Origin of the sequence: Pseudomonas sp. P39-UII1 (assembly GCF_039672635.1) — a bacterium.
In the GTDB taxonomy this organism is placed as follows: Bacteria; Pseudomonadota; Gammaproteobacteria; order Pseudomonadales; family Pseudomonadaceae; genus Aquipseudomonas.
The window spans coordinates 234,270-255,560 of sequence record NZ_JBDFPP010000002.1 but is presented as its reverse complement, the minus strand read 5'-3'; the positions used below and the strand labels follow the sequence as shown (position 1 = coordinate 255,560).

23 protein-coding genes are annotated in these 21,291 nt (G+C 54.5%); 9 read left to right on the top strand and 14 right to left on the bottom strand.

Annotation, left to right across the window (positions count from 1 at the left end):
• The first annotated feature begins 7 nt into the window (after nt 1-7).
• The 3 genes from ABEH27_RS03885 to ABEH27_RS03875 all read left to right on the top strand — a co-directional run bounded on the left by ABEH27_RS03885 (nt 8) and on the right by ABEH27_RS03875 (nt 2,700).
• Nucleotides 8-949, top strand: coding sequence for a fumarylacetoacetate hydrolase family protein (locus ABEH27_RS03885; RefSeq protein WP_346612288.1), 942 nt, complete (start codon nt 8-10; stop codon nt 947-949).
• Between the two features lie 94 nt (nt 950-1,043).
• Complete coding sequence (locus ABEH27_RS03880; RefSeq protein ID WP_346612287.1) at nt 1,044-1,991, top strand: transporter; 948 nt, start codon at nt 1,044-1,046, stop codon at nt 1,989-1,991.
• 229 nt (nt 1,992-2,220) lie between these two features.
• Nucleotides 2,221-2,700, top strand: a complete 480-nt coding sequence (locus ABEH27_RS03875; RefSeq protein WP_346612286.1) for a nuclear transport factor 2 family protein — start codon at nt 2,221-2,223, stop codon at nt 2,698-2,700.
• 160 nt (nt 2,701-2,860) lie between these two features.
• On the opposite strand, the gene catA is transcribed toward ABEH27_RS03875, so the two are convergent.
• From catA to ABEH27_RS03860, 3 genes are read right to left on the bottom strand one after another with little or no spacing between them, the layout of a single operon-like run.
• Nucleotides 2,861-3,796: a catechol 1,2-dioxygenase gene (gene catA / locus ABEH27_RS03870; RefSeq protein WP_346612285.1), complete on the bottom strand. Its 936-nt coding sequence runs from the start codon at nt 3,794-3,796 to the stop codon at nt 2,861-2,863.
• Between the two features lie 26 nt (nt 3,797-3,822).
• The gene (gene catC / locus ABEH27_RS03865; RefSeq protein WP_346612284.1) at nt 3,823-4,113 is read right to left on the bottom strand and encodes a muconolactone Delta-isomerase; all 291 of its coding nucleotides are present in this window, start codon (nt 4,111-4,113) and stop codon (nt 3,823-3,825) included.
• 13 nt (nt 4,114-4,126) lie between these two features.
• Nucleotides 4,127-5,248 (bottom strand): muconate cycloisomerase family protein, encoded by a 1,122-nt coding sequence (locus tag ABEH27_RS03860; protein WP_346612529.1) that lies wholly within the window; start codon nt 5,246-5,248, stop codon nt 4,127-4,129.
• Between the two features lie 132 nt (nt 5,249-5,380).
• On the opposite strand from ABEH27_RS03860, the gene ABEH27_RS03855 reads away from it, so the two are divergent.
• Nucleotides 5,381-6,262: a LysR family transcriptional regulator gene (locus ABEH27_RS03855; protein WP_346612283.1), complete on the top strand. Its 882-nt coding sequence runs from the start codon at nt 5,381-5,383 to the stop codon at nt 6,260-6,262.
• An 891-nt stretch (nt 6,263-7,153) separates the two neighbouring features.
• Here ABEH27_RS03855 and ABEH27_RS03850 read toward each other — a convergent pair.
• The 4 genes from ABEH27_RS03850 to ABEH27_RS03835 all read right to left on the bottom strand — a co-directional run bounded on the left by ABEH27_RS03850 (nt 7,154) and on the right by ABEH27_RS03835 (nt 9,755).
• Nucleotides 7,154-8,170, bottom strand: a complete 1,017-nt coding sequence (locus tag ABEH27_RS03850; RefSeq protein ID WP_346612282.1) for an alpha/beta hydrolase — start codon at nt 8,168-8,170, stop codon at nt 7,154-7,156.
• Between the two features lie 45 nt (nt 8,171-8,215).
• Nucleotides 8,216-8,473, bottom strand: a complete 258-nt coding sequence (locus tag ABEH27_RS03845) for a DUF2790 domain-containing protein (RefSeq protein WP_132841725.1) — start codon at nt 8,471-8,473, stop codon at nt 8,216-8,218.
• A gap of 112 nt (nt 8,474-8,585) precedes the next feature.
• Nucleotides 8,586-9,056, bottom strand: coding sequence for a cyanase (gene cynS / locus ABEH27_RS03840; protein WP_019471981.1), 471 nt, complete (start codon nt 9,054-9,056; stop codon nt 8,586-8,588).
• A 39-nt stretch (nt 9,057-9,095) separates the two neighbouring features.
• Nucleotides 9,096-9,755 carry a carbonic anhydrase gene (locus ABEH27_RS03835; RefSeq protein ID WP_346612281.1) on the bottom strand — a complete coding sequence of 220 codons (660 nt, stop codon included), beginning with the start codon at nt 9,753-9,755 and terminating at the stop codon, nt 9,096-9,098.
• Nucleotides 9,756-9,865: 110 nt separating this feature from the next.
• Here ABEH27_RS03835 and cynR point away from each other — a divergent pair, with 110 nt between their 5' ends.
• Nucleotides 9,866-10,753 carry a transcriptional regulator CynR gene (cynR, locus tag ABEH27_RS03830; RefSeq protein WP_346612280.1) on the top strand — a complete coding sequence of 296 codons (888 nt, stop codon included), beginning with the start codon at nt 9,866-9,868 and terminating at the stop codon, nt 10,751-10,753.
• 146 nt (nt 10,754-10,899) lie between these two features.
• Here cynR and ABEH27_RS03825 read toward each other — a convergent pair whose 3' ends face one another.
• From ABEH27_RS03825 to ABEH27_RS03815, 3 genes are all read right to left on the bottom strand, one after another.
• Nucleotides 10,900-11,376, bottom strand: coding sequence for a nuclear transport factor 2 family protein (locus ABEH27_RS03825; protein WP_019471978.1), 477 nt, complete (start codon nt 11,374-11,376; stop codon nt 10,900-10,902).
• A gap of 196 nt (nt 11,377-11,572) precedes the next feature.
• Nucleotides 11,573-12,049: a nuclear transport factor 2 family protein gene (locus tag ABEH27_RS03820; protein WP_132841733.1), complete on the bottom strand. Its 477-nt coding sequence runs from the start codon at nt 12,047-12,049 to the stop codon at nt 11,573-11,575.
• Nucleotides 12,050-12,102: 53 nt separating this feature from the next.
• Nucleotides 12,103-12,669: a TetR family transcriptional regulator gene (locus ABEH27_RS03815; protein WP_207911607.1), complete on the bottom strand. Its 567-nt coding sequence runs from the start codon at nt 12,667-12,669 to the stop codon at nt 12,103-12,105.
• Between the two features lie 395 nt (nt 12,670-13,064).
• Between ABEH27_RS03815 and ABEH27_RS03810 the strand changes: the two genes are divergently transcribed.
• Nucleotides 13,065-14,051, top strand: coding sequence for a LysR family transcriptional regulator (locus ABEH27_RS03810; protein WP_258908900.1), 987 nt, complete (start codon nt 13,065-13,067; stop codon nt 14,049-14,051).
• Between the two features lie 19 nt (nt 14,052-14,070).
• Here the strand turns inward: ABEH27_RS03810 and ABEH27_RS03805 are convergent, their stop codons facing one another.
• Nucleotides 14,071-14,532 (bottom strand): RidA family protein, encoded by a 462-nt coding sequence (locus ABEH27_RS03805; protein ID WP_019471974.1) that lies wholly within the window; start codon nt 14,530-14,532, stop codon nt 14,071-14,073.
• 207 nt (nt 14,533-14,739) lie between these two features.
• Between ABEH27_RS03805 and ABEH27_RS03800 the strand changes: the two genes are divergently transcribed.
• Both ABEH27_RS03800 and ABEH27_RS03795 read left to right on the top strand, forming a co-directional pair.
• On the top strand, nt 14,740-15,426 hold the full coding sequence (locus tag ABEH27_RS03800) for a hydrolase (RefSeq protein WP_346612279.1): 687 nt from the start codon (nt 14,740-14,742) through the stop codon (nt 15,424-15,426).
• Between the two features lie 166 nt (nt 15,427-15,592).
• A complete protein-coding gene (locus tag ABEH27_RS03795) occupies nt 15,593-15,973 on the top strand; it encodes an AraC family transcriptional regulator (RefSeq protein WP_346612278.1) in 381 nt (126 codons plus the stop codon).
• A gap of 1,225 nt (nt 15,974-17,198) precedes the next feature.
• Here the strand turns inward: ABEH27_RS03795 and ABEH27_RS03790 are convergent.
• The 3 genes from ABEH27_RS03790 to ABEH27_RS03780 all read right to left on the bottom strand — a co-directional run bounded on the left by ABEH27_RS03790 (nt 17,199) and on the right by ABEH27_RS03780 (nt 19,781).
• Nucleotides 17,199-17,627, bottom strand: a complete 429-nt coding sequence (locus ABEH27_RS03790; protein WP_346612277.1) for a DNA methylase — start codon at nt 17,625-17,627, stop codon at nt 17,199-17,201.
• The gene (locus ABEH27_RS03785) at nt 17,624-17,848 is read right to left on the bottom strand and encodes a DUF2188 domain-containing protein (RefSeq protein ID WP_346612276.1); all 225 of its coding nucleotides are present in this window, start codon (nt 17,846-17,848) and stop codon (nt 17,624-17,626) included. The genes ABEH27_RS03790 and ABEH27_RS03785 overlap by 4 nt, the downstream gene beginning before the upstream one ends.
• Nucleotides 17,849-18,260: 412 nt before the next feature.
• A complete protein-coding gene (locus tag ABEH27_RS03780) occupies nt 18,261-19,781 on the bottom strand; it encodes an IclR family transcriptional regulator C-terminal domain-containing protein (protein WP_346612275.1) in 1,521 nt (506 codons plus the stop codon).
• 169 nt (nt 19,782-19,950) lie between these two features.
• On the opposite strand from ABEH27_RS03780, the gene ABEH27_RS03775 reads away from it, so the two are divergent.
• On the top strand, nt 19,951-21,291 hold the full coding sequence (locus ABEH27_RS03775; RefSeq protein WP_346612274.1) for an MFS transporter: 1,341 nt from the start codon (nt 19,951-19,953) through the stop codon (nt 21,289-21,291).

Genomic DNA, 21,291 nt, shown 5'->3' with positions numbered 1-21,291 from the left:
CTGACATATGAAATATCAACTATTCAATTATTTCACAGACGGCGCCACTGTCGCTCCCGGCATCGTGGTGGGGGATGCCGCATATGATCTCCAGGGCGCTTGCTCGTCTGCAGCAAACGTCACGCTGGATGAAATTCTTGAGCGCTGGGAGGAAGCCAATCTTTGGCTCGGCTCACTCGCCAAGGATATTACTGGATGGCCTCAGGGTTATGTAGCTCATGAAATCCCGCCTATAAAACTCCGTTACGCCCCGCTGCTGACACGCCCGGGCACGATTTACGGAGCTGGCGCCAACTACCGTGATCATGTGGAAGCGATGGCTAAAGCGCTTAACATGAACCTTTGCGCGGATCCGAAAAGTGAGGGCATTCCACCTTGGCATTTCATCAAGGCAAGCCGAGGTTCGTTGGCTGCACACGCCCAAGTCATCGACTTCCCTTCAAACACCCACATGCTCGACTGGGAGGCTGAACTGGCGGTCTTCATTGGCAAGCGTGCTGACAAGGTATCGGTGGAGGAGGCGCTTGACCACGTTGCCGGCTATAGCTGCGCGAACGATCTCTCAGCTCGCGATCACTTGAAACGCCCGCAAGTAGACGAGAGCTCACCTTTCCGCTTCGATTGGATCGGACATAAGACCTTCAACGGTTCCTGCCCTGTAGGCCCTCTGTTGACGCCTGCACAGTTTGTTGAATCCCCTGAAAATCTTGCCATCAAGCTTTGGCGAAACGGTGAGATCCAGCAAGATTCAAATACCTCAAATCATCTCTATACGATTGCTGACCAGATTGCGTACATCAGTCAGCGTATCGAGCTCTTCCCTGGCGACATCATTTTGACCGGCACCCCCGCCGGGGTAGGTATGGAAAAACAAACCTTCATTCAACGCGGAGACGTATTCACCGTTTGGATTGAAGGGTTAGGCACGCTCGAAAACAAAATCGTTTAAAAAAATGCGCGGGCTTAGACCCGCGTTAACTCGCACCATAAAGCTCTATCAGACTCTGCTTTAAAATAAAAACAAACATATGTAGGGCATAACAATGAAACACATACCTTGTGTTGCACAGCGCATTCTCACGCCTGTAGGTCTAGCTCTTGGTTTGATCGTCACATCTGCGCCCGCACATGCCACAGAAGGTGGTGGCTCAACCTATCCATTGGGCGTAAACACCGTACTGTCCGGAAAACTGCCGCCTCCAGGGCTCACGAACTTCATCTATGTATCCGAATACAAAGCGGATAAGACGATGGGAAATGACGGTTCGGAAAAACCTAACATCCACGATTTCGACTTGAACGTAAAAGCGCTCTCCATGCGTTTTGACTACGTCTATTCGGATTATTCGCTGTTGGGTGCGACGCTCTCTAGCCGTTTCATCGTACCCTTTGTGAAGGGTAAGGTGAGCTTCGATGTAGATACCCCTGCCGGACGTGTGCACCGCAGCGACAAACAGGAAGGTATCGGCGACATCACCCTTGTACCTTTGCTCCTGGGCTGGAGCTCACCAGGTCTCAGCCAAATTGTGGCCGTCGATATCTTTACCCCTACCGGATCCTACGATGAGGATCGGCTATTCAACCCCGGCCGAAATTACTGGTCGTTCGCTCCTTGGTACGGTATTACCGCCTATCCGATCAAGAACCTGGAAGTCAGCGCCAAGGCGCTGTACATTATCAACAAGGAGAACAGCGCGACGCATTACAAATCGGGTGATGAATTTAACGTCGACTACAACATCGGGTACAACATTACCCCCACGCTGCAGGTGGGCGTCAGTGGTTATTTCTATAAGCAAATCACCGGTGATGACCAAGACAACTATACCGGGCAAAATGAGGGTAACAAAGGCCGCGCATTTGCCATCGGCCCTGCGATTAAATATCAAACTCCTGCTTGGGGATTTGTAGCCAAATGGCAACATGAGTCTAGTGTTGTAAACAGGGCTGAAGGTGATAAGCTTTGGCTGCAGGCAGTCTTCCGTTTTTAAAAAACGTAGTTAGTCATATGTGGTCGATGCCCAAGGATTGGGCTGACCACTACAGCTCACCAACTATACGATCCTATAGTCCGCTGCTAGCCCCCATTTCCTCTCCAGGTGACACTCAGTCACTAAATGTAATATCTCTGCACCCCTCAATTTAAATCGGCGCTCAAGACTGGCTAATCAAGCCTCTAATATCTGAACGCTTGGCCCATTATCCTCTCTTGGAGCAATCATGTTTAGGTTTTACAAATCTCGTCGAGTGCACCTTTCGACTGGGCTTGCTGCTTCATTGATTATTACAACAGCCGCTAGTATGGAAAATTCAAATCGTCAGGTAGAGATGCAAGTGCTCGCTGCTGAGGCAGCTCGCTCAGAAGCGTTGGTAAAAGTGGATGTTGGCAGATTGAGAAAGATGACCGCTCCAGACTACATCCACATTGAGAGCAATGGGAAACTCAGGACCCGCGAGCAATTTCTACAAGGGCTTATCGACTCTGATTACAGGTTCAATAGCTTCGTAATTGACCGAATTGAAGTGATCGCTGAAGGTAACATAGCCATAGCTTCCGGCGACTACCACAATGACATCGTGGTGCACGGTGTACCTCAGCCAACTAAATACGCGAGATTCACAAGAGCCTGGAAGCTACAGGGGGACAGGTGGATAAACATTACTCACCAAGCGACAGAATACAAAAAACCTACGTTATAATATATCAATTAACGTAATACCGATCACCAGCACTTACTAACACTCAGCGAGGTACGGCACCCGAGATTACAGTGCATTTTATTAATTAAAAACCCGGGGAGCACATGCGTGGTGGCTCCCCGGATTTCTTCATGACTGCGCATTGCGGCAGCTGAAGATCTTACACCTGCTGCAGTGCCCGTGGGCGCTTGCTGCGCTGCTCGGATTCAGACTCGGTAACTTTCAGCACCTGAAAATCAAACTTTAGCTCTGCAAACTTTTCTACGTCAAGCGCGAATTCCTTAGCCCGACTGCTATCGTCGATAAATCGCAGCTCGCCAATTAATCCCTCTCGAGTTGCATATGCAAAATCATCCCACAGATACTCGTCACCTTGGAAGTTAATTTGCGTTGTCAAATGCCTATGACCAGGCGCCGATATGAAGAAGTGGATATGCGCTGGTCGATTCCCGTGACGGCCAAGGTAGTTCAACACCTCTTGGGTCGTACCTTGCTCTGGGCAGCCGTAGCCACTGGGCACAATGCTACGCGCTTTATAGTATCCACTCTCGTCGGTGACTATTCTTCGACGCAGGTTGTAGTCGGACTGGGCTTGATCGAAGTATGAGTACGTACCCTTCGTACTTGCATGCCAAACGTCAACGGTAGCACCCGCGATCGGCGTACCCTCGGTATCTGTCACTTGTCCGTGTAGCATCATTACGGTTCCAGGATCCGTACCATCATCCATCCGGGCGAAGCCTTCACTCTTGGGAGCGCCGGCGACGTAGAGAGGCCCCTCAATCGTCCGAGGCGTTCCTCCAGCTGCGCCAGCCTCATGGTCGCGAGCATCCTGCAGGAGATCGAGGAAGTGCTCCAAGCCAAGCCCAGCCACCAGCAGCCCCGCCTCCTGATTTGTACCCATGCGATTCAGATAATCAACCGCCTTCCAAAACTCGTCGTCTGTAACCTTCAAGTCCTCGATCAACGTCGCACAGTCCTGTAATACGCGAAGCAGAACCTGCTTCATCCTCGGACTGCCGGCGTCGTTATCGAGACCAACCACTTGTTTGAAAAATGACTGGACTTCAGCAGTTTGCGAGATCTTAGTGCTCATATTGCCACCTCTATTTTTATTAGTTTCTATTTATCATCATCACGAACTGAAGACGGATGCCGACACATCGCATCTATTTCGATTACCATGTATGGAAACAATGGTAACTGCATCAACGTGTCGTGTAGCTCATCAATACTGGACACATCAAATACACTGAAGTTTGCGTACTGCCCAGCAATCCTCCAAAGGTGTCGCCACTTTCCTTCGCGCTGCAAGCGCTGAGCCAACTCCTTTTCTGAAGCCTTTAACTGGGCTGCTTTCTCTGGAGCCATGCTTTGGGGTAATTGCACGATCATCTTTACGTGAAAAAGCATTTCTTTCTCCGGTTTATTGGCGAGCAAATCTAGCGAGCCGCTCCTCGTCAAGGGCAATACCAAGCCCCGGCGTACGCGGTACGTGCAATTCAAAATCTCGGAATTCAAGTGGTGACTGGATGATATCTTCCGTCAGTAATAACGGGCCAAATAGTTCAGTAGACCACGTAAGTTGGCGCAACGTCAGAAAAGCATGTGCAGAGGCTATCGTACCTATAGAGCCTTCCAGCATAGTGCCGCCATATAGCGCAATTCCCGCGGCCTCTGCAATTTGAGCCGTTCGCAGCACAGCACGTGGCCCGCCATTCTTTGCAATTTTTAACGCGAACACGCTAGCAGCACCCTGGGATGCTAGCTTAAAAGCATCATCAACACTCTCTATGGATTCATCCGCCATGATTGGCACAGGGCTTGATCTATTCAGGCGTACTTGACCTGAAGTATTAGCGCGAGAAATAGGTTGTTCGATGAGGTCAATGCCGTTATCGCCAAGTATCCCGCATGCGCGGACTGCCTGAGATTCGTCCCAATATTGGTTAACATCTACACGGACGCTAGCCCGCTCACCTAGCTCGCGCTTAATCGCAATAACATGGCGAAGATCGTGATCAACAGCATTAGCGCCGATCTTGATCTTGAATATCCGATGCCGTCGCTTTTCAAGCATCGTCTCCGCTTCGGCGATGTCTTGGGCAGTGTTTCCGCTTGCCAGTGTCCAAGCCACTTCGAGTGAGTCGCGAACTCTTCCCCCGAGAAGCTCACTCACTGGCATCCCAACTCGCTTCCCCAATGCATCCAACAAGGCCGTTTCCAATCCTGATTTTGCGAACGTGTTTCCTTTGGCAATTTTATCCAGATGCAGCATTGCTGCGTTAACGTTTCCAGCATCCATGCCGACCAAAGCAGGGCCGAGGTAGGTATCGATATTTTTCTTAATACTTTCAGGACTTTCGTATCCATATGAAAGTCCACCAATGGTTGTAGACTCACCGACGCCTACGACACCATCAGAGCAGACGATACGGATTATCACTAAGGTCTGCTTCTGCATCGTATGCATCGCCAGCTTGTGCGGCCTGATAGTCGGAAGGTCGATAAGTATCGCTTCGATTTTTTCGATTGAAGCCAGGCTCATAGCAATTTCTCTAGGCATGCTTAATATTGTCCCGCGATACACATCCTCGCGCGAACGGCTTAGTCGACCTTGCGCTTTTGCCCGCTTATAGTCCAATATCGTTTCCGTCTTCGATCATACCCTGGAGGTATCATGGAGCTCCGTCACCTTCGCTACTTCATCGCGCTGGCTCAAACGTTAAATTTCACTCGTGCTGCAGAACAACTCAATATCGCTCAGCCACCCCTCAGCCGTCAGATCATTCAGCTTGAAGAGATGCTCGATACCCAGCTTGTCATTCGAGAACGCCCCTTGAGGCTGACCGATGCTGGTCGTTTTTTTTATGAGCAGAGCTCAGTGCTCCTCAGACAACTCGAGAACCTCGCAATCCAAACTAGACGAATAGGCGATGGTCAAAAACGATGGATAGGCATCGGCTTTGCACCGTCAACTCTATTTGACAAGCTTCCTGGCCTTATTAGGACGCTAAGAAAAAATAGTGACTTGGAGGTCAGCTTGGTAGAGATGACCACTTTGGAGCAGCTTGAGGCTTTAAAGGCAGGAAGGATTGATCTAGGCTTTGGTCGCATAAGAGTCAATGATCCAGCCATTCACCAAGAGGTGCTTAGAGAGGAGCCATTAGTTGCAGTGCTGCCAACCGGACACCCTTTGTCAGGTGACGCGGTAAGCCTTGTAGAGCTTGCGCAATATCCTTTTGTTCTCTATCCAGCGTCCCCCAGGCCCAGTTACGCGGATCACGTGATGGCATTGTTTTCCAATCACGGGCTGGCTATTGAAGTCGGCCAGTGGGCCAATGAGCTTCAGACGGCTATCGGCTTGGTAGCAGCCGGTCTCGGAATAACTTTAGTTCCAGCATCCGTACAACATCAGAAGCGTGAAGACATCACATTCTGCCCTATAACCGAGCCCGAAGCGGTGTCCCCCATCATCCTCAGCTACAGAGTTTCCGATACCACTCGATTGCTATCTGAGTGTCTTGCGTTAGTAACCAACGAAATTCGAGATTCGCAATAGGTTGGAGCTCCAGCAGCCCACCCGACCGACGCGGAGTTATGTAAGCTACGCGACGGCACGTGGGCACCCTTTTATGACGCCCCAAGTTCATGCACTAGGTTGAGCTATTGGTCATTTTACAAAAATTTCATGTGAAAAAAATCTCGGGCTGGCAAATCCAAGTTCGTAGCCTGACTGGGAATACTGTGCCAAGTTAGGTGCAATCAAGAAACAACTTGCAGCTATAGATGTATATTCCTGTAGAAATTAGTAGAGAGATCCTGGCCTGCGGCACATGAAGAATATGCGCACTTGCTGACAGAGGGGCAATCCAGTGCGGCAGAGTCAGCACTCATTGGGATCTGAGTGGTGCATTACCTTGGTCAATGAAATTTCCGAGTTGAACGCGTATCGGGCGCTTTGGAGGCAAAGAGCCGCCCTGCTTAAACAGCAAGTCCCCCCTGCCCCGTTACCCGACCGATGATGATCGTATGACTGACGGAATGGGTTCAGAGCCCCGATGCGTTGAGCGACTTCAGAAGTGACTTGGCGCGCCTTTCCTGGGTTCTGAAGTCGATGTACGCGAGTGGAATCACCAGGGTGGATGCCAACGAAATGGCGATGTGGCACAGCCATGGGTATGAGGTCTCCTCAGCCGCTTCAAACGCGATAAGCGTCTGCAAAGGTGGTAGAGGTTCAATACGCATGGCTACAACAGGAAGACGAGACTGGACGTGCTCGTGATGGGACGGCTGTCGTAAACCGCAAGGTTGCGGCCCTCCGGGCTTCCCTCCGCACGCCTCTGACCCCTCCGGGGCCGGTGCGCTCCGCTTACTGCCTAGTTCACATATGGAGGCCAAGCGGAGCAGTAGCATTCGCTATCTGACTGGCTGTCTTCGACTGGTTTTGCGATTACTTCAGGTGCTGCTTGATCGCCAGCGCGGCTTGATTCATCGCATCGCGGACACTGGGTACCTGGGCGAGTACGTTGAGTAGGCCGTAGTCATGGATCATGCCGTTGTATCGAACGGCAGTAACCGGCACGCCTGCCGCATTGAGCTTACGGGCGTAAGCTTCACCCTCGTCCCGCAGTACATCCATTTCGGCAGTCTGTACCAAAGCTGGTGGTAGGCCTTGCAGCTGCTCCAAGGTAGCGCGCAGTGGTGAGGCGTGTATGTCGCGTCGCTGTTCCGGATCGGTGGTGTAGTTGTCCCAGAACCATTTCATCATGCCACGAGTAAGGAAGTGACCTTCGGCGAAGCGGTTGTAAGAGCCGCTGCTGAAGTCTGCATCCGTCACCGGCCACAAGAGCGCCTGGAAACGCAGTTTGGGGGTGCCGGCCTCTTTGGCCTTGATCGCAACCACAGCGGCCATGTTCCCACCGACACTATTTCCCACAACCGCGAGACGGCTTCCATCGACACCAATCTGCTTACCGTGTTCGGCAACCCAGCGTGTGGCGCCGTAAGCTTGATTGATCGCTGTGGTGAACTTCGCTTCCGGCGACGGCGTGTAGTCGACGTAAACCGCTGCCGCACCAGACCCTACTACCAGGTCGTGGATCAGGCGTTCATGGGTGGGATAATCACCAAGCACCCAACCCCCGCCATGGAAGAACATGAACACAGGCAAGTCACCCTCTGCCCCTTCTGGACGTATAACCCGAATATCCAGGCTTCTGCCCTCTACCTCGATGCTCCGACGCTCGACCTGGATACCCGCGAGATCTACCTTCACGCTGGCCTGGGCACCGCTCAGCACGGCGCGTGCGTTTTTCGGCGAGAGGGTTTCCAGCGGTTTACCACCGCCTGCTTCCAGGGCTTGAAGAAAGGCCTGGGTGGTGGTTTCGACACCAGGGCCACCCGCAGCGAATGCACTGTTAACGGCAATGGCAAGAAGGCCGGCGGTGAGTGTGCGTGACAACTTCATGGTTCAAGTTCCTTGGCGATGGGCCGGTAGTCGGTGGGTCGTGGGTTAGTTGTTGGAACAACCATTCCCTATAACGCGGTACTCCATGATGTGACGGTCGCCTTTGGAATCGTCGTAAGTCAGCTGCATTGGCACCACATCGCAGACATTAGGTACCGGGGTAACAGCCACAACGTGCGCGATATCGAGGTGCTGAGCGTAGCGATAGGGCTCCACTGTAAGCTGCGCAGTCTGAGTAACCTGGTCGTCGGCCATAGCGACAGAACCAAGGCAGCCGAGGAACAAAACGAGTAACAGCTTCATAGCAATCACCTGTATTGGGGGCGTAAGGAGGCCAGCGCACTCATACGGCGCTCGGTCGGAGTAAAGGGTTGGGGGCTAGCCCGGCGCAGTTCTGACGCCGGGCTGAGTGGCATCAGAAAGGCTTGGTAGGCAGGTACTTGCCGTCCAGGGTGATCACAGCGCGGTGGCCACCGTCCGGGTCTTCGACTTTCTTGATATCCAGCTTAAAGTTGATGGCGCTGATGATGCCGTCACCGAACTTCTCGTGAACCAGCGCTTTGAGGGTGGTGCCGTACACCGACATCATCTCGTAGAAGCGGTAGATGGTCGGATCGCTCGGTACGCCGTCGAAGAAGCTGCCACGAATTGGCATCGATTGCAGCAGAGTGACTTGATCAGCATCCAGGTCGAGCTTTTCACCTACGACCTTGGCGGCGCTTTCAGGCAGTGGGTGCTGGCCAAGCAGGGCTGCAGTGACGAAGGCTTCGGACAGGCCGGTGCCATCAACGATTTCGGCGAAGGAAAGATCCTTGCGGGCCTTGGCCAGGATGATGATTTCGGTCAGTTCCTGGCGAGCGGTGCGAGTAGCTTGAGTCTGGATCATGGTGAATCTCCTGGGTAGGTAAAGGTGCAGGTATAGGTTTCAGGCAACGTGCCTGGCTTGTTGGGATACGGCGTGAACTTCAGGGTTTTCGGCGAGAGACACGAAGGTGCCGGTGCTGCCATCAAAGGCATCGATACGCCCGGTTTCGATGTCATAGATCCAGCCATGCAGCGTGACGCGACCTTCTTCGAGCGCCAGGCGAACGGATGGGTGGGTCTGAATGTTGGCCAGTTGTGCGATGACGTTTTCGCGCACCATGGAAGCGACTTTGCTGGGCTTATCGAGGTGCTGACGGGCTTCGTTAACCACCTTGGCCGAGTCGGCGTAACGCAACCAACCGGCTACAGCAGGCATGTGATCCAGGCACTTGCAGGTTGCGATAGCGGTCATCGCTCCGCAGTCCGAGTGACCGCAGATCACGATGTCTGCGACGTCGAGTCCGGCCACCGCGTATTCGACCGAGGCCGAAACGCCGCCAGGCTCTGGGCCATACGACGGCACGATGTTGCCGGCGTTACGAATTACAAACAGATCGCCTGGCTCGCGCTGAGTGACCAGTTCAGGCACCAGTCGGCTGTCTGAGCAGGAGATGAACAGCGCCTTCGGGCTCTGCTGGTTGGCCAAGTCCTTGAACAGTTTGACTCGCTCAGGAAAGGCGTTTTGCTGGAATTTCAGAAAACCGTCGATGATCGCTTTCATGGTTGCTGTCTCAATGTCGCTGGGTGTGAGACAAAGATTAAGCAACACATGACATAAGGTAAAAGTCTCATTTATTATGCAGTAGATCAGATAATCTTATGGATCAACTTATGCTCGCTCGACACATCCAGTATTTCCTGGCGGTTGCTGAACATCTCAGTTTCACGAAAGCTGCAGCGGCTCTGCATGTCTCTCAGCCGGCCCTTTCGCAGCAAGTAAGGCAGTTGGAAGAAAGTCTTGGAGCCCAATTGTTCGACCGCTCAGGGCGCACAACGCGGCTGACAGACGCAGGCGATGTCTACCTTCTCTATGCACGCCGTGCGCATCAGGAGTTGCGGGAAGCTAAGAACGCTATCCATGACGTGAGCGACCTCAGCCGTGGCTCATTACGCATTGCCGTAACGCCAACATTCACGACCTATCTGGTGGGGCCGCTGATCGAGGCATTTCACTCCAGGCATCCCAAAATCACCGTCAACCTGAAAGAGATCTCCCAAGAGCGCATCGAGGAATTGCTTTTGGCAGGAGAACTGGACGTAGGGATCGCGTTCGATGAAATAAATACACCGGACATTGAAGCCATCCCCTTGCTGAACGAAACGCTCGCTCTAGTGGTGAACCGAAAACACCGTTTGGCCGAGGAGCGGGCAATTACATCGAAAGGCCTGAGTGTTGAGTCTCTGGTTCTGCTCAGTACAGAGTTTGCCACTCGTGACCAAATCGACCGCTACTGCCGCAAACACGCGATTCGCCCTCAGGTGCAGATGGAGGTCAATGCTCTTGGGGCAGTGATTGAGATCGTTCGACGAACGCATCTTTCGACGTTGCTGCCTGCCAGAATTGCGTTGGCTCATGACGACCTAGTGGCCATCACCCTGGAGCCAGAACGTTTGCAGCGAACTGCCGTTCTTTTACGGCGAAAGGAAGCCTATCTGAGTGCAGCGGTGGGGGTTTTCATCGAGCTGGCTAAAGAAGTGTCCAGCGGTCTTGATGGGTGAGATAGCCCCGCGGGCTGATGGCGCGGCTCGGCGCTCAGGGAAGGGAGACGGCACTTGCGGTGGGTTTCGGCGCGACTACCATGTCGACACCGTGGGGAAGCAAAAAACCTGATCCTTCCGCTATGAAGGATCAGGTTCTGCACGGCTCAGAGACCCAGTTCAGTCAAACCTGGGTGATCATCTGGCCGGCGACCCAGTGGCCAGTGGAACTTGCGCTCGCTTTCCTTGATAGGCATATCGTTGATGCAGGCAAAGCGGCGGTGCATCAGACCATCTGCCTCAAACTCCCAGTTTTCGTTGCCGTAGGAGCGGAACCAGTTGCCTGAATCATCGTGCCACTCGTAGGCGTAACGGACGGCGATGCGGTTGTCGGTGAATGCCCAGAGTTCTTTGATCAGACGGTAGTCCAGCTCCTTCTTCCATTTGCGAGTTAGGAAACCCTGGGCTTCTTCGCGATTGTTTGCAAACTCGGCGCGGTTACGCCATTGGGTGTCCAGGGTATAGGCGAGCGCAATTTTTTCAGGCTCGCGGGTATTCCAGCCATCTTCAGCGAGCCGGACTTTTTCAATCGCCGATTCGCGAGTAAAAGGAGGAAGTGGCGGGCGAACTTGTGCGTTGGACATGGTGATGCCTCCAAATTAAGTGGATAAACATATTCGATTGCAGGACGTTAAATCAGGCCAATGAAGCCAGGCCCGCCTGACGCGATATTCAAAGACGTGAAACGAATTAAAAGAGAGCGACTGAAAACCACCCTTAGCATCAGAAATAACATTCCTGCACTAATGGCTTATTACAATATTGAAGCAGGTGTAGCGATTACAGACCCAGTTCAGTCAGACCTGGGTGATCATCCGGACGGCGCCCAAGTGGCCAGTGGAACTTGCGCTCGCTTTCCTTGATGGGCATGTCGTTGATGCAGGCGAAGCGGCGATGCATCAAGCCATCTGCCTCAAACTCCCAGTTTTCGTTGCCGTAGGAGCGGAACCAGTTGCCCGAATCGTCGTGCCACTCGTAGGCATAACGGACGGCGATGCGGTTGTCGGTGAAGGCCCAAAGCTCTTTGATCAGACGGTAGTCCAGCTCCTTCTTCCACTTACGAGTGAGGAAACCCTGGGCTTCTTCGCGATTGGTCGCAAACTCGGCGCGGTTTCGCCATTGGGTGTCCAGCGTGTAGGCGAGCGCGATTTTTTCGGGCTCGCGGGTATTCCAACCATCCTCAGCGAGTCGGACTTTTTCAATGGCCGATTCGCGAGTGAACGGAGGAAGTGGCGGACGAGCAGTTTCGTTGGACATGAGGGTGCCTCCAATCATTTGGATCGTTCAGTGGAATTAGCGGTTCTGGAACGTTAAGCGCTTGTGCGCGGTACTTCTTTGAGCAAAATGTTAGCGATTTCTTTAGCACTATCCAGGGCGGTGAAATCACCCATTACCCGGGCCACGGTTATAGTGCCCTCTATAAGCACGAAAAACTGCTTAGCCAAAACAATCGGATCTTTGACGCCTAAATCTTTAGTAAGCTCTAGCGTGTAGTCAAGTAGCTTTTGTTTATGCAGCTTTGCGATTTGCCGAATAGGGTCATCTGCATCGCCCACTTCTCCGGCAGTGTTAATAAAAGCACAGCCGCGAAAACCTTCAGACTCAAACCAGGACTTTAAAACATCAAAAATGCTAAGAATGCGTTCTTGTGGAGTTTGCGCCTTTTCGCATTCACTCCTGAACCACTGCATCCAGCGTACATCACGCGCATTCAGTGCCGCTGCTGCGACATCGTCTTTATTCGCGAAATAGCGATAAATACTTTTACGCGCTACGCCAGAGGTCTTTACCAGGAGATCCATGCCAGTGGCGTGGATCCCATTTTCGTAAATCAGCTTTTCGGCAGTAGCCAGAATTTTTTCACGTGTATCGGTCATTGGCTTATCCATGTAGCCAGAGTAGAACGGTCGTTCTCCCTGGTCAAGCATCTCTTCTGAATTTTTTTGATTGTACGTGTGAGAAGGGTTTTCAATCGAGCCTGCGCTCCAATCTGCGCCCGGCCATTCGAGAGGATCGAAAGCCTCGATTACCGAGGCTGCCGAAGCACTCTACCTGGCTCCGGTCTTAGGCGGTGCCTCAGTCAACCTGCTGATGATTTGTGTAGGGAGGCATTAAAGCGACGGGGCATCTCACCGCGAGGGTATGGGCAAGGTTGATAATCCGCTGCTCGCACAGGCCTAGCGGCGGGTTTTCTTTTTCCCCCCTGACATGCCCCAAGTTACACCTTGGTTGGCTAAGCCCCTTCTCGTATCATCAGCCCTCCCTACCCGGAATGATTTACGTGAAGCCGTCACCTGGAAGTGCCCAGCCTGTCCCTGCAAATGCCAATGGCCCTAAGTGGGATGTCGGTGAAGCTGTCAGCCAGCTGTCTTGGGACGACTTGCGGATCATCAAAACGCTGAGCGACTGTAGCAATCGCGCCGCTACCGCCAAGAGGCTCGGCATCAATGTCTCCACCGTCTCGCGGCGGGTTGCGCAGGTTGAGAAGACGCTGGGGGTTGCGCTGTTCGATCATCGCAAGGCGGGGTATTTGCTAACCGCCGAAGGTGCAGAGCTGCGTGCACTGGCCGAGCGCGTTGAGCTGGACATCGTCAGCGTCACTCGCAGGGTTTCTCGTGCCGGCCAAGGCCCCTTGGGGAAACTGCGAATTACCACCAGCGACTCGCTGCTGCTGTACTTTCTTACGCCGATCATCGCGGACTTCAAAGCCGCCAATGAGGGGATCACGATTGAAGTGCTGGTCGGCAACCAGACGTTGAGCCTGGCGAGAGACGAGTCGGACATCGCGGTGCGCGCGACCAAGAAACCGGCAGATGCCCTTGTGGGTCGCAAGCTCGCCAACATCGCCTGGGCGCCATATGGCAGCGTCAAGCAGGCGGCAATTGCCGATCCTTTCGCTGAGGGCCAGCCGTGGGTGTCCTACTCGGGAGGCCTGTGCGGTTTGAAGGCAACGAGCTACGTCGAATGTCGGGTGCCCCCGGAGCAAATCTCTTATCGCACCGATTCGGTCGCAGCAGCGAGCGCTGCAATTGCGGCGGGCCTCGGTTTTGGTTTCCTCCCCTGCATGCTGGGCGATATGACCCCTGGGTTGGTTCGGGCAGGCCCAGTGGTGCAAGAGCTTCAGGACGAGCTTTGGCTGCTTACCCACCAGGACATCAGGAAGTCCTGGCGGGTGAAGGCATTCATGACATTTTGTGCGGCTGCTGTGGCCGACCTCAAACCGCTGGTCGAAGGTCAGCAGGCCATCCCGGCTTCATAGCTGAAACCCGGAGCGCAGGTCACTTGGCTTGGGCACCGATCACCGCACGGCACACAATCTCGATCAGTTGTGGACGCTGAGCGAGCCGCGATACGCCGATGATATTGCTGGCCGCCTGCGGGCGCTCGGTGCCATACGCCGCCTTGCGCACCTTGCCGACAACGGCAAAGGCTGCATCCATGTCCAATACATACAGCGTCTCTTCAACGACGTCCTGCATCGTGGCGCCATACAAGGCCAACAACTTGGCAATGTTGTCGTAGGACACCCGCATCTGTTCGCCCATCGACGAGAAATCGCTCGGACGACCGTCAGCATCCAGTGGCGCGGGTGCTACCAGATTGCCCTCTTCGTCATGGTTGAACTGTCCCGAGATGAAGATCTCGTTCCCAACTCGTCGCGCTTGCGGATAGCCATAGGCCTCTTCCCATGAAACGCCCCAGTAGGCGGTGTCGTCGTTGAAAGGTCGTGAAGCAGCCATTGGTTTCTCCTCGGCGAAAAATGGATCGACGTGATCCGACTGGCCGAGATCCTAGCACCGGATTGGACGCTTTCTGTGGTGCATTAATGCGATTCCAAAGGCGCAAAAGTGCGCCACCGCTTCGCTGAGTGTTTCGCTATCTTGTGATGGCACTCGGCGACGACCCGCCGAAAAACTCTCGCTACCGTTCAGCAAAAGGGAAGAACAATGAGCAATCCACACACTGAAGTCTTGACCCCGCTCAACAGCCAGCTGATCTTCATTGATCAGCAACCGCAAATGGCTTTTGGCGTGCAGAGCATCGACCGGCAGACGTTGAAAAACAACACCGTGGGCCTGGCCAAAGCAGCCAAGATCTTCAATGTGCCGACCACCTTTACCACGGTCGAAACCGAGAGTTTTTCCGGCCATACCTACCCCGAGCTGCTCGCGGTCTTCCCTGACGCTCCATTGCTTGAGCGCACGTCCATGAACTCCTGGGACGATCAGAAAGTGCGTGATGCGCTGAAGAAGAACGGTCGAAACAAGATTATCGTTTCGGGCCTGTGGACTGAGGTCTGCAACACCACCTTCGCACTGTCGGCCATGCACGATGCAGGCTATGAGATCTACATGGTTGCCGACGCTTCCGGTGGCACGACCAAGGATGCCCACGACTACGCCATGCAGCGCATGATCCAGGCAGGTGTGGTGCCGGTGACCTGGCAACAGGTGCTGCTGGAGTGGCAGCGCGACTGGAAAAACCGTGACACCTACGATGCGGTGATGGAGCTGGTCAAGGAACACTCAGGCGCTTACGGCATGGGCGTCGACTACGCCTACACCATGGTGCACAAAGCGCCAGAGCGCGTTCAGCACGGCCCCACCTTGGCACCCGTGGCCGCGCCGATCTGAGACCTTATCAGCCCCAGGCTTGGTTTCTGATCGACAACCAGGGGCTGGAATCAGCTGATCCGGGCTAGACCATCGAGACGGAATATTCTGAAGCCATAGAAGAGGCTTCAGCGAACCGCGCTGCCCGGATCAACCACCTCCAAATTTTCAGGATGAATTGATCCTCATGAACAGTGCTAACGGTATCGTGATAGCCACCGTCGCGATTCAATGGACGGGACGGCTCAAACCTTGGCAGGTGACCACTGCCAAGCAAATGATGTTGGATCATCTGGATATAGGTATAACGGTCACTGCACTGGCCGAAGCCTGCGGCTTGTCACGCAGCCATTTCTCGCGAATGTTCAAGGAATCCACGCATGTCTCTCCGCAACAGTGGTTGCGTGAGCAGCGGCTCAGGAAGAGTAAAGAATTGCTGGAGGCATCGACGATGATGCTCGCCGAGATCGCCCTAGAGTGCGGCTTCTACGACCAGCCGCATTTCTGTCGGACGTTTATGAGATCTGTAGGGATGACACCTCAGGCATGGCAGCAGCAGGCTATTTAGCAGGGACAGGTTCGCTATCCACATCCTACTAAGCTAGCGCCGCTAGCGCCTTCCTGGCTATTTCGACTTGCACAGTCGTACTCCGCTTCCGCCCGGGTGGGGTAGTTCAAGGCCAGTCGTGTTTTGCCATGGGTGTCGTAGAGGTCGTACCCCGCACCAAGGGCAGCTGGGACGCCGATTCGGCGAGGGAATTGCTCTCAGCAGCCTGCTGAACGGCAGGTAGCGTAAAGCTCCGATCAAAAAGGTGGTGGTGGTGACCTATTGGCCGCCACCCAGGTGATTCCACCCGCTATACGCCGACTTCAATACGTGGGGGTCTGCCCATTTCCAGAAAACGTCACCGCGAATCCGCATGCCGACCTCCTACGACTTTAGTCTTATTTGTGGGGTGTTCTCACCATAGCGCAGCGAAGCGGCAAAGCCATCACCGGCGAGCGGATTATCGACCCCTTATATGACGGGATGTGCCCCGTGATTCAGGTTAACGGCGGACTGGCTCAGCAGAGCTCAGGTTGTCCAAGAATTTTGAAGGCCTTCAGAAGGTTGCTTCGGAGTGCGGATTTGCACCATCTGCCCACGTTCATGAGGTCTCTATACGAACGGAGGCGGGCTAGATCTAGCACCACCTGCCGGCCACGTCTTCTCATCACTACTTTTCGAACTGCGAGGGCGCTGTAGCCCTGTTGCGCCGCGCTCGGCAACTGAAGATCTCTAGCATCAGCTTGACTATGCACAGTGATTTTCTGAGCGCGTAGGACATCATCCGTACATCGCAGGACGCGCCGAACGAGGCATCGATCTTTTGCAGAGCCTCCATCGCTTTCAACCACAAGGCAGGCCGCCGCTAGCACCTCGGCTATCAACTGCTCAGCTTGATCTCTATTTTGGTTCGGCATGCCCCTCTTCCTTGCTCCGAAGTCCGATAGACCACCTCGTAAAGCATACGGCCAGCCGTATTGAGCTGACACGAGGGGCATATCGCCCTGGCAACGTTGAGGCGATAACCGTCAGGATGCAAGAAGAATTGGGAGGAGTGGCTTACTTCGAGACCGGAGATGTCTCACCGCCAAGATTAATATGCCGGAGAAAGCACCGGTGCACAGGGGCACCATTAACTGTTGTCCAGGGTTTGTAATGCTACCCATCATGGACAAGGCCAGCAGCCCCATAGCCACCAAAAGTCCAACGCTGCCAAGCGCGGTAAGAAGCCATCCAACTACACGCATTACTTTTCTCCCAGAACAGTTTCACGCTTGAAGATTTCCAATGTCTTCGGCCCTATGCCCTTGAAGCTGAGCAGCCACGCGTCGAACTCAGCTGACTTCATTGACCCGCTCTCTACAGCATTCGTTCGAGATTCCAGCTCGGCAGCCAGGCCAACACCTAACTCGTGCAATCGGGTCGCAGTGGATTCGTCGTACCGCGCATAACCTGCCTGGCCCAAGAGCCTGACGAGATCCCGATGGGAGCAGCCAGCCAATTTTTCAGGCGTATCCAACCCATGGCGATCAACCAAATTTCGGTACGCTTCAAACGCGACAGAGGAACGAATCCTCTTCCCGATCAAAAAGCTCGCGAGCAGCCACTTGTACAGCCCGTGGCCGCTCGGGTCGCTGACATCGATACCAAGCTCGGCTGCAGTGATAGGCGTCACCCTTTTGAACGCCTCGGATCAGCAGAACGCGGGTAGGTGCGTTCTTCTTCGATGGTGCCAGCCGCCTTGTGGATCTTCACCGATGCTGTTTTGCCGTGAAAGAAGTCGGACAGTGAGCTAACCAGTTCTTGCTTGGTGGCGGCACGCTTCGAAGCACGTTCAGCGCCGGCTTTTTTGAGTTCCCAACCATCGGCGGTTGGGCTCAGGTGATAGGTATCCATGCGTAGCTCCTAGGCTCTAGATCGACTCTGCGTCGTCTTGAATGCCTTCCTCCGCCTCTGCTGCGTCCGTAGCATCGGCATCATTCAGAGGCGGCGATGTGGGCTTTTCAGGGTCGTTGATAAATGGGACATCGCTTGGCCCTTTTTCTTCCGGGCCCTCAGTCTTAGGTTGCATAGCTAACCTCCAGTTTGATCTGCATGGCGCTACGCGCCACCTGACCCTTCAGCAAACTTCTTGAAATCAATAGGCTGAGTTGTGAACTCCGGTTCCGGCCCGCTGATCTCCATTGTCGATGACGTACAGTGGGAGTGCTGATACAAGAGCCCCTGCCCGGTTGATGGATTATGGAGGTGTCTACTGCTGGAAAAATTCAGTTGAGAGGCCGAGCAGAGAGTCGCAGGCGCAGCTCCGCTAGGAATCAACGCCCCTTGCACCCAGAGACAGCAATTGGCTAATGCGCTTAGAAGCCAGTTTCATGCGTTCAATCAGCGAGGGGACGTCACAATCTTCCTTTCGATATTGGGGTATCGTTGCAGAGATAGAGCCCGCCACCTCCCCATCGATAAAGAATGGAACGCCGATACCAAAGGCCCCCAGAACCCGCTCGCCGTCACCCACCGACCATCCCCGCTCTCTGATCGATTGAAGATCAGCACGGAGCTTGGCGTGCGAAGTGATGGTGGCCGCGGTGAGTTTCTCCAGCTTCAAACCATCAGCAAAATCTGCCGGCAGATGGGCTAGTACGGCCTTGCCGGCGCCCCCGGCATATAGGGGAACTTCCACGCCAGTCTCCAGCTTGTACTGGATAGGCCGCCAGCCTTGAATAACCTCAAGGAACTGGGCTTTGGAAGTTGCCCCGTCAAACGAGAGGTACGCAATTGTCTCTCCCGTTTCCTTCACGAGCGCGTCAACGATGGCCTTGCAGAGTTTCACCGGGGAGTAGGTTTCATTGCTCAGCAGCGCAGCCCATTGATACAGACGGGCACCTGGATAGATCACCTGACCATCGATGTGTATCAAGCGTTCCAGAGTGGCAGAGCCAATGATTTTCTTGGCCGTTGCCGCATTGCATTGCAACTGAGCAGCCATGCCCAATCTGCACCTGTAACCATTTGGCTCAGCGCAGGCCAACTGCAGCAGCCCCTCTAGCCGGGCGACGATAGAACTGTCGCCATCGTTGACCACCTCACGACCGAAGCTGTCAGACACCCCAAATGCCTGTGATAGCCGCTCGGCTATCTCATTGAGGGTCGCCCGGGCAGAGTCCCGAACCTTGCCATCGATACCTCCAAGATCGTGAAGCGACACCGAGATCAGCAACCCCGGTGCCAACTGCCTCACCACCATCGAAACAGCTGGGGGAAACTCGGTCTCAGAAATGCCCTGCGGCGGTTCAATCGATGTTTGGCGAGGTGAGATTTCATCTAAAGAGGGATGCTGTCGAAGGTACTCACTGAACGCTCTACCGATGTCTCCGAACGCCAAGGGGAAAGGATTTCCGCTCTTGGGCCTGAAGAACAAAGTGGCCGGGGCCTCGCCACAGTGCAGGACGTAGTAGCCGTTCAAATGCGGTGCATACACCGACAACAAGGCCGCCTGCTTCGCCCCCTCCGCCAAGCCGTCGAGAAGATGCCGAGCCGTCTTCAACAGAAGACTGCGATGATTCAAAGCGTGCATCAGAACCCTGAAGCGCGGCCCCACTCGATACTTTCCGACCCCATCCTCAACCGCAAAATCTCGGTCAACCAAAGCCACCAAGATGCGGTTGATGGTGCTTCGGCTTTCACTCAGGTCACTAGCCAGCTCTCTGACGCCCCACGCTTCGCCATCCGCTCGTCTGACCAAAGCATCCAGCACCTCAATCAATCGGCCGTGGCTGGAGGTAGCTGCGGGGGCTTTGGAAGCCGCATTTTCAGTGGGCGCGTTAGGCATTTAATCGACTTGCTGAGCATGTGGGAAGTCCCCATTTTGTGCCGGTTTCAAGCTGCAGAGCAATCGCCGCCTGTTGACAACCAGGCTGAGCGCGAGGATTCTTGAAAAACAAAACAGGACGCTGTCCCATTTTTTAAAAGTGGACGTGATCTACAAAGTGGAGTGACCTATGAATAACAACAATACGTTGACGGAGTCCGTCGCCATGCCTGAGCCAGGTACTGAACGCAGGACGAAAGCCAAGAAAGCTACGGCTGCAGCTGTCTTCGGTACGTTCGTCGAGTACTACGACTTCAGCGTCTACGGATACCTTGCGGCAACTCTCGCCCTGGTCTTCTTCCCGTCGGACGACCCCACCACGGGCCTGCTCAACACCTTTCTGGTCTTCGGCTCGGCATTCCTTGTCCGCCCGATAGGCGCAGTAGCCTTCGGCTGGCTCGGGGACAAGGTAGGCCGCCGCGCAAGCCTGATCGCGAGCATCACCCTGATGGGGGCGGCTGCGACGCTCATCGGCCTCTTGCCTGGTTATGCGCAAATCGGCGTCTGGGCCCCTATCCTGCTCGTCGCACTGCGCATGCTGCAGGGTTTCTCTGCCGGTGGTGAAATCGGCGGCGCGGCCAGTTATATCCGCGAGTGGGCACCCGCCAACCGTCGCTCGCTGTACATCTCTTTCCTGCCGTCGATTGCCCAATTCGGTAAAGGGCTCGCAGCAGCCATCGCCGGCCTTGCAGCCGCATGGCTGACCGACCCGCAGATGGCTGATTGGGGGTGGCGTATTCCGTTCCTGCTGGCGCTGCCGCTGGGCATAATCGGCCTGTGGATGCGCCTGGGCATCGAAGACAGTCCGGAATTCGAGTCGAAAAAGGCTGAAGAAGGCATAGATCAAAGCGCACCTTTCGCTGAGCTCGTGCGCGACTATATGCGCCCGCTGACCAAGGTCATGATGATTTCGCTGGTGCAGAACATCGGCACCTATATCGGCACCGTCTTCATCGCCGCGTACTTCAGCTCGATTCTCGGCTATTCGAAGGGACAGGCCTCCACCATCGTTCTGGTTGCAGTCAGCTTCGCAGCCCTGATGATCCCATTGGCAGGTCACCTCGGCTCGATCATCGGCAGCAAAGCCGTGCTCCGCCTGGCCTATCTCGGCTACGCCGTGCTCTCTGTCCCATCGTTCCTGCTGATGCAGCAAGGTCAGGTCAGCATGGCCATGGCCGGCCTGGCGCTGGGGATGATCCCCTATGCGCTCTGCCTGGCGGGCACCTACTCGGTCATGCCTGAGTTTTTCCCTACCCACGTTCGCCACACCGGCGTCGCGTTTGGCCACAGCGTTGGTGCCGTGATCGGCGGCGGTATCGGTCCTTTCATGGCGACCTGGCTGATCGGCGCCACCGGCAACCAAACGGCCCCTGCTTTCATCCTGAGCGCTGCCGGCGTTCTAGGCCTGATCGTACTGTGGACTGTTCGCAGCCAAGCAGCCGCCGACGACAAAAAACATCAATTCGCCTGA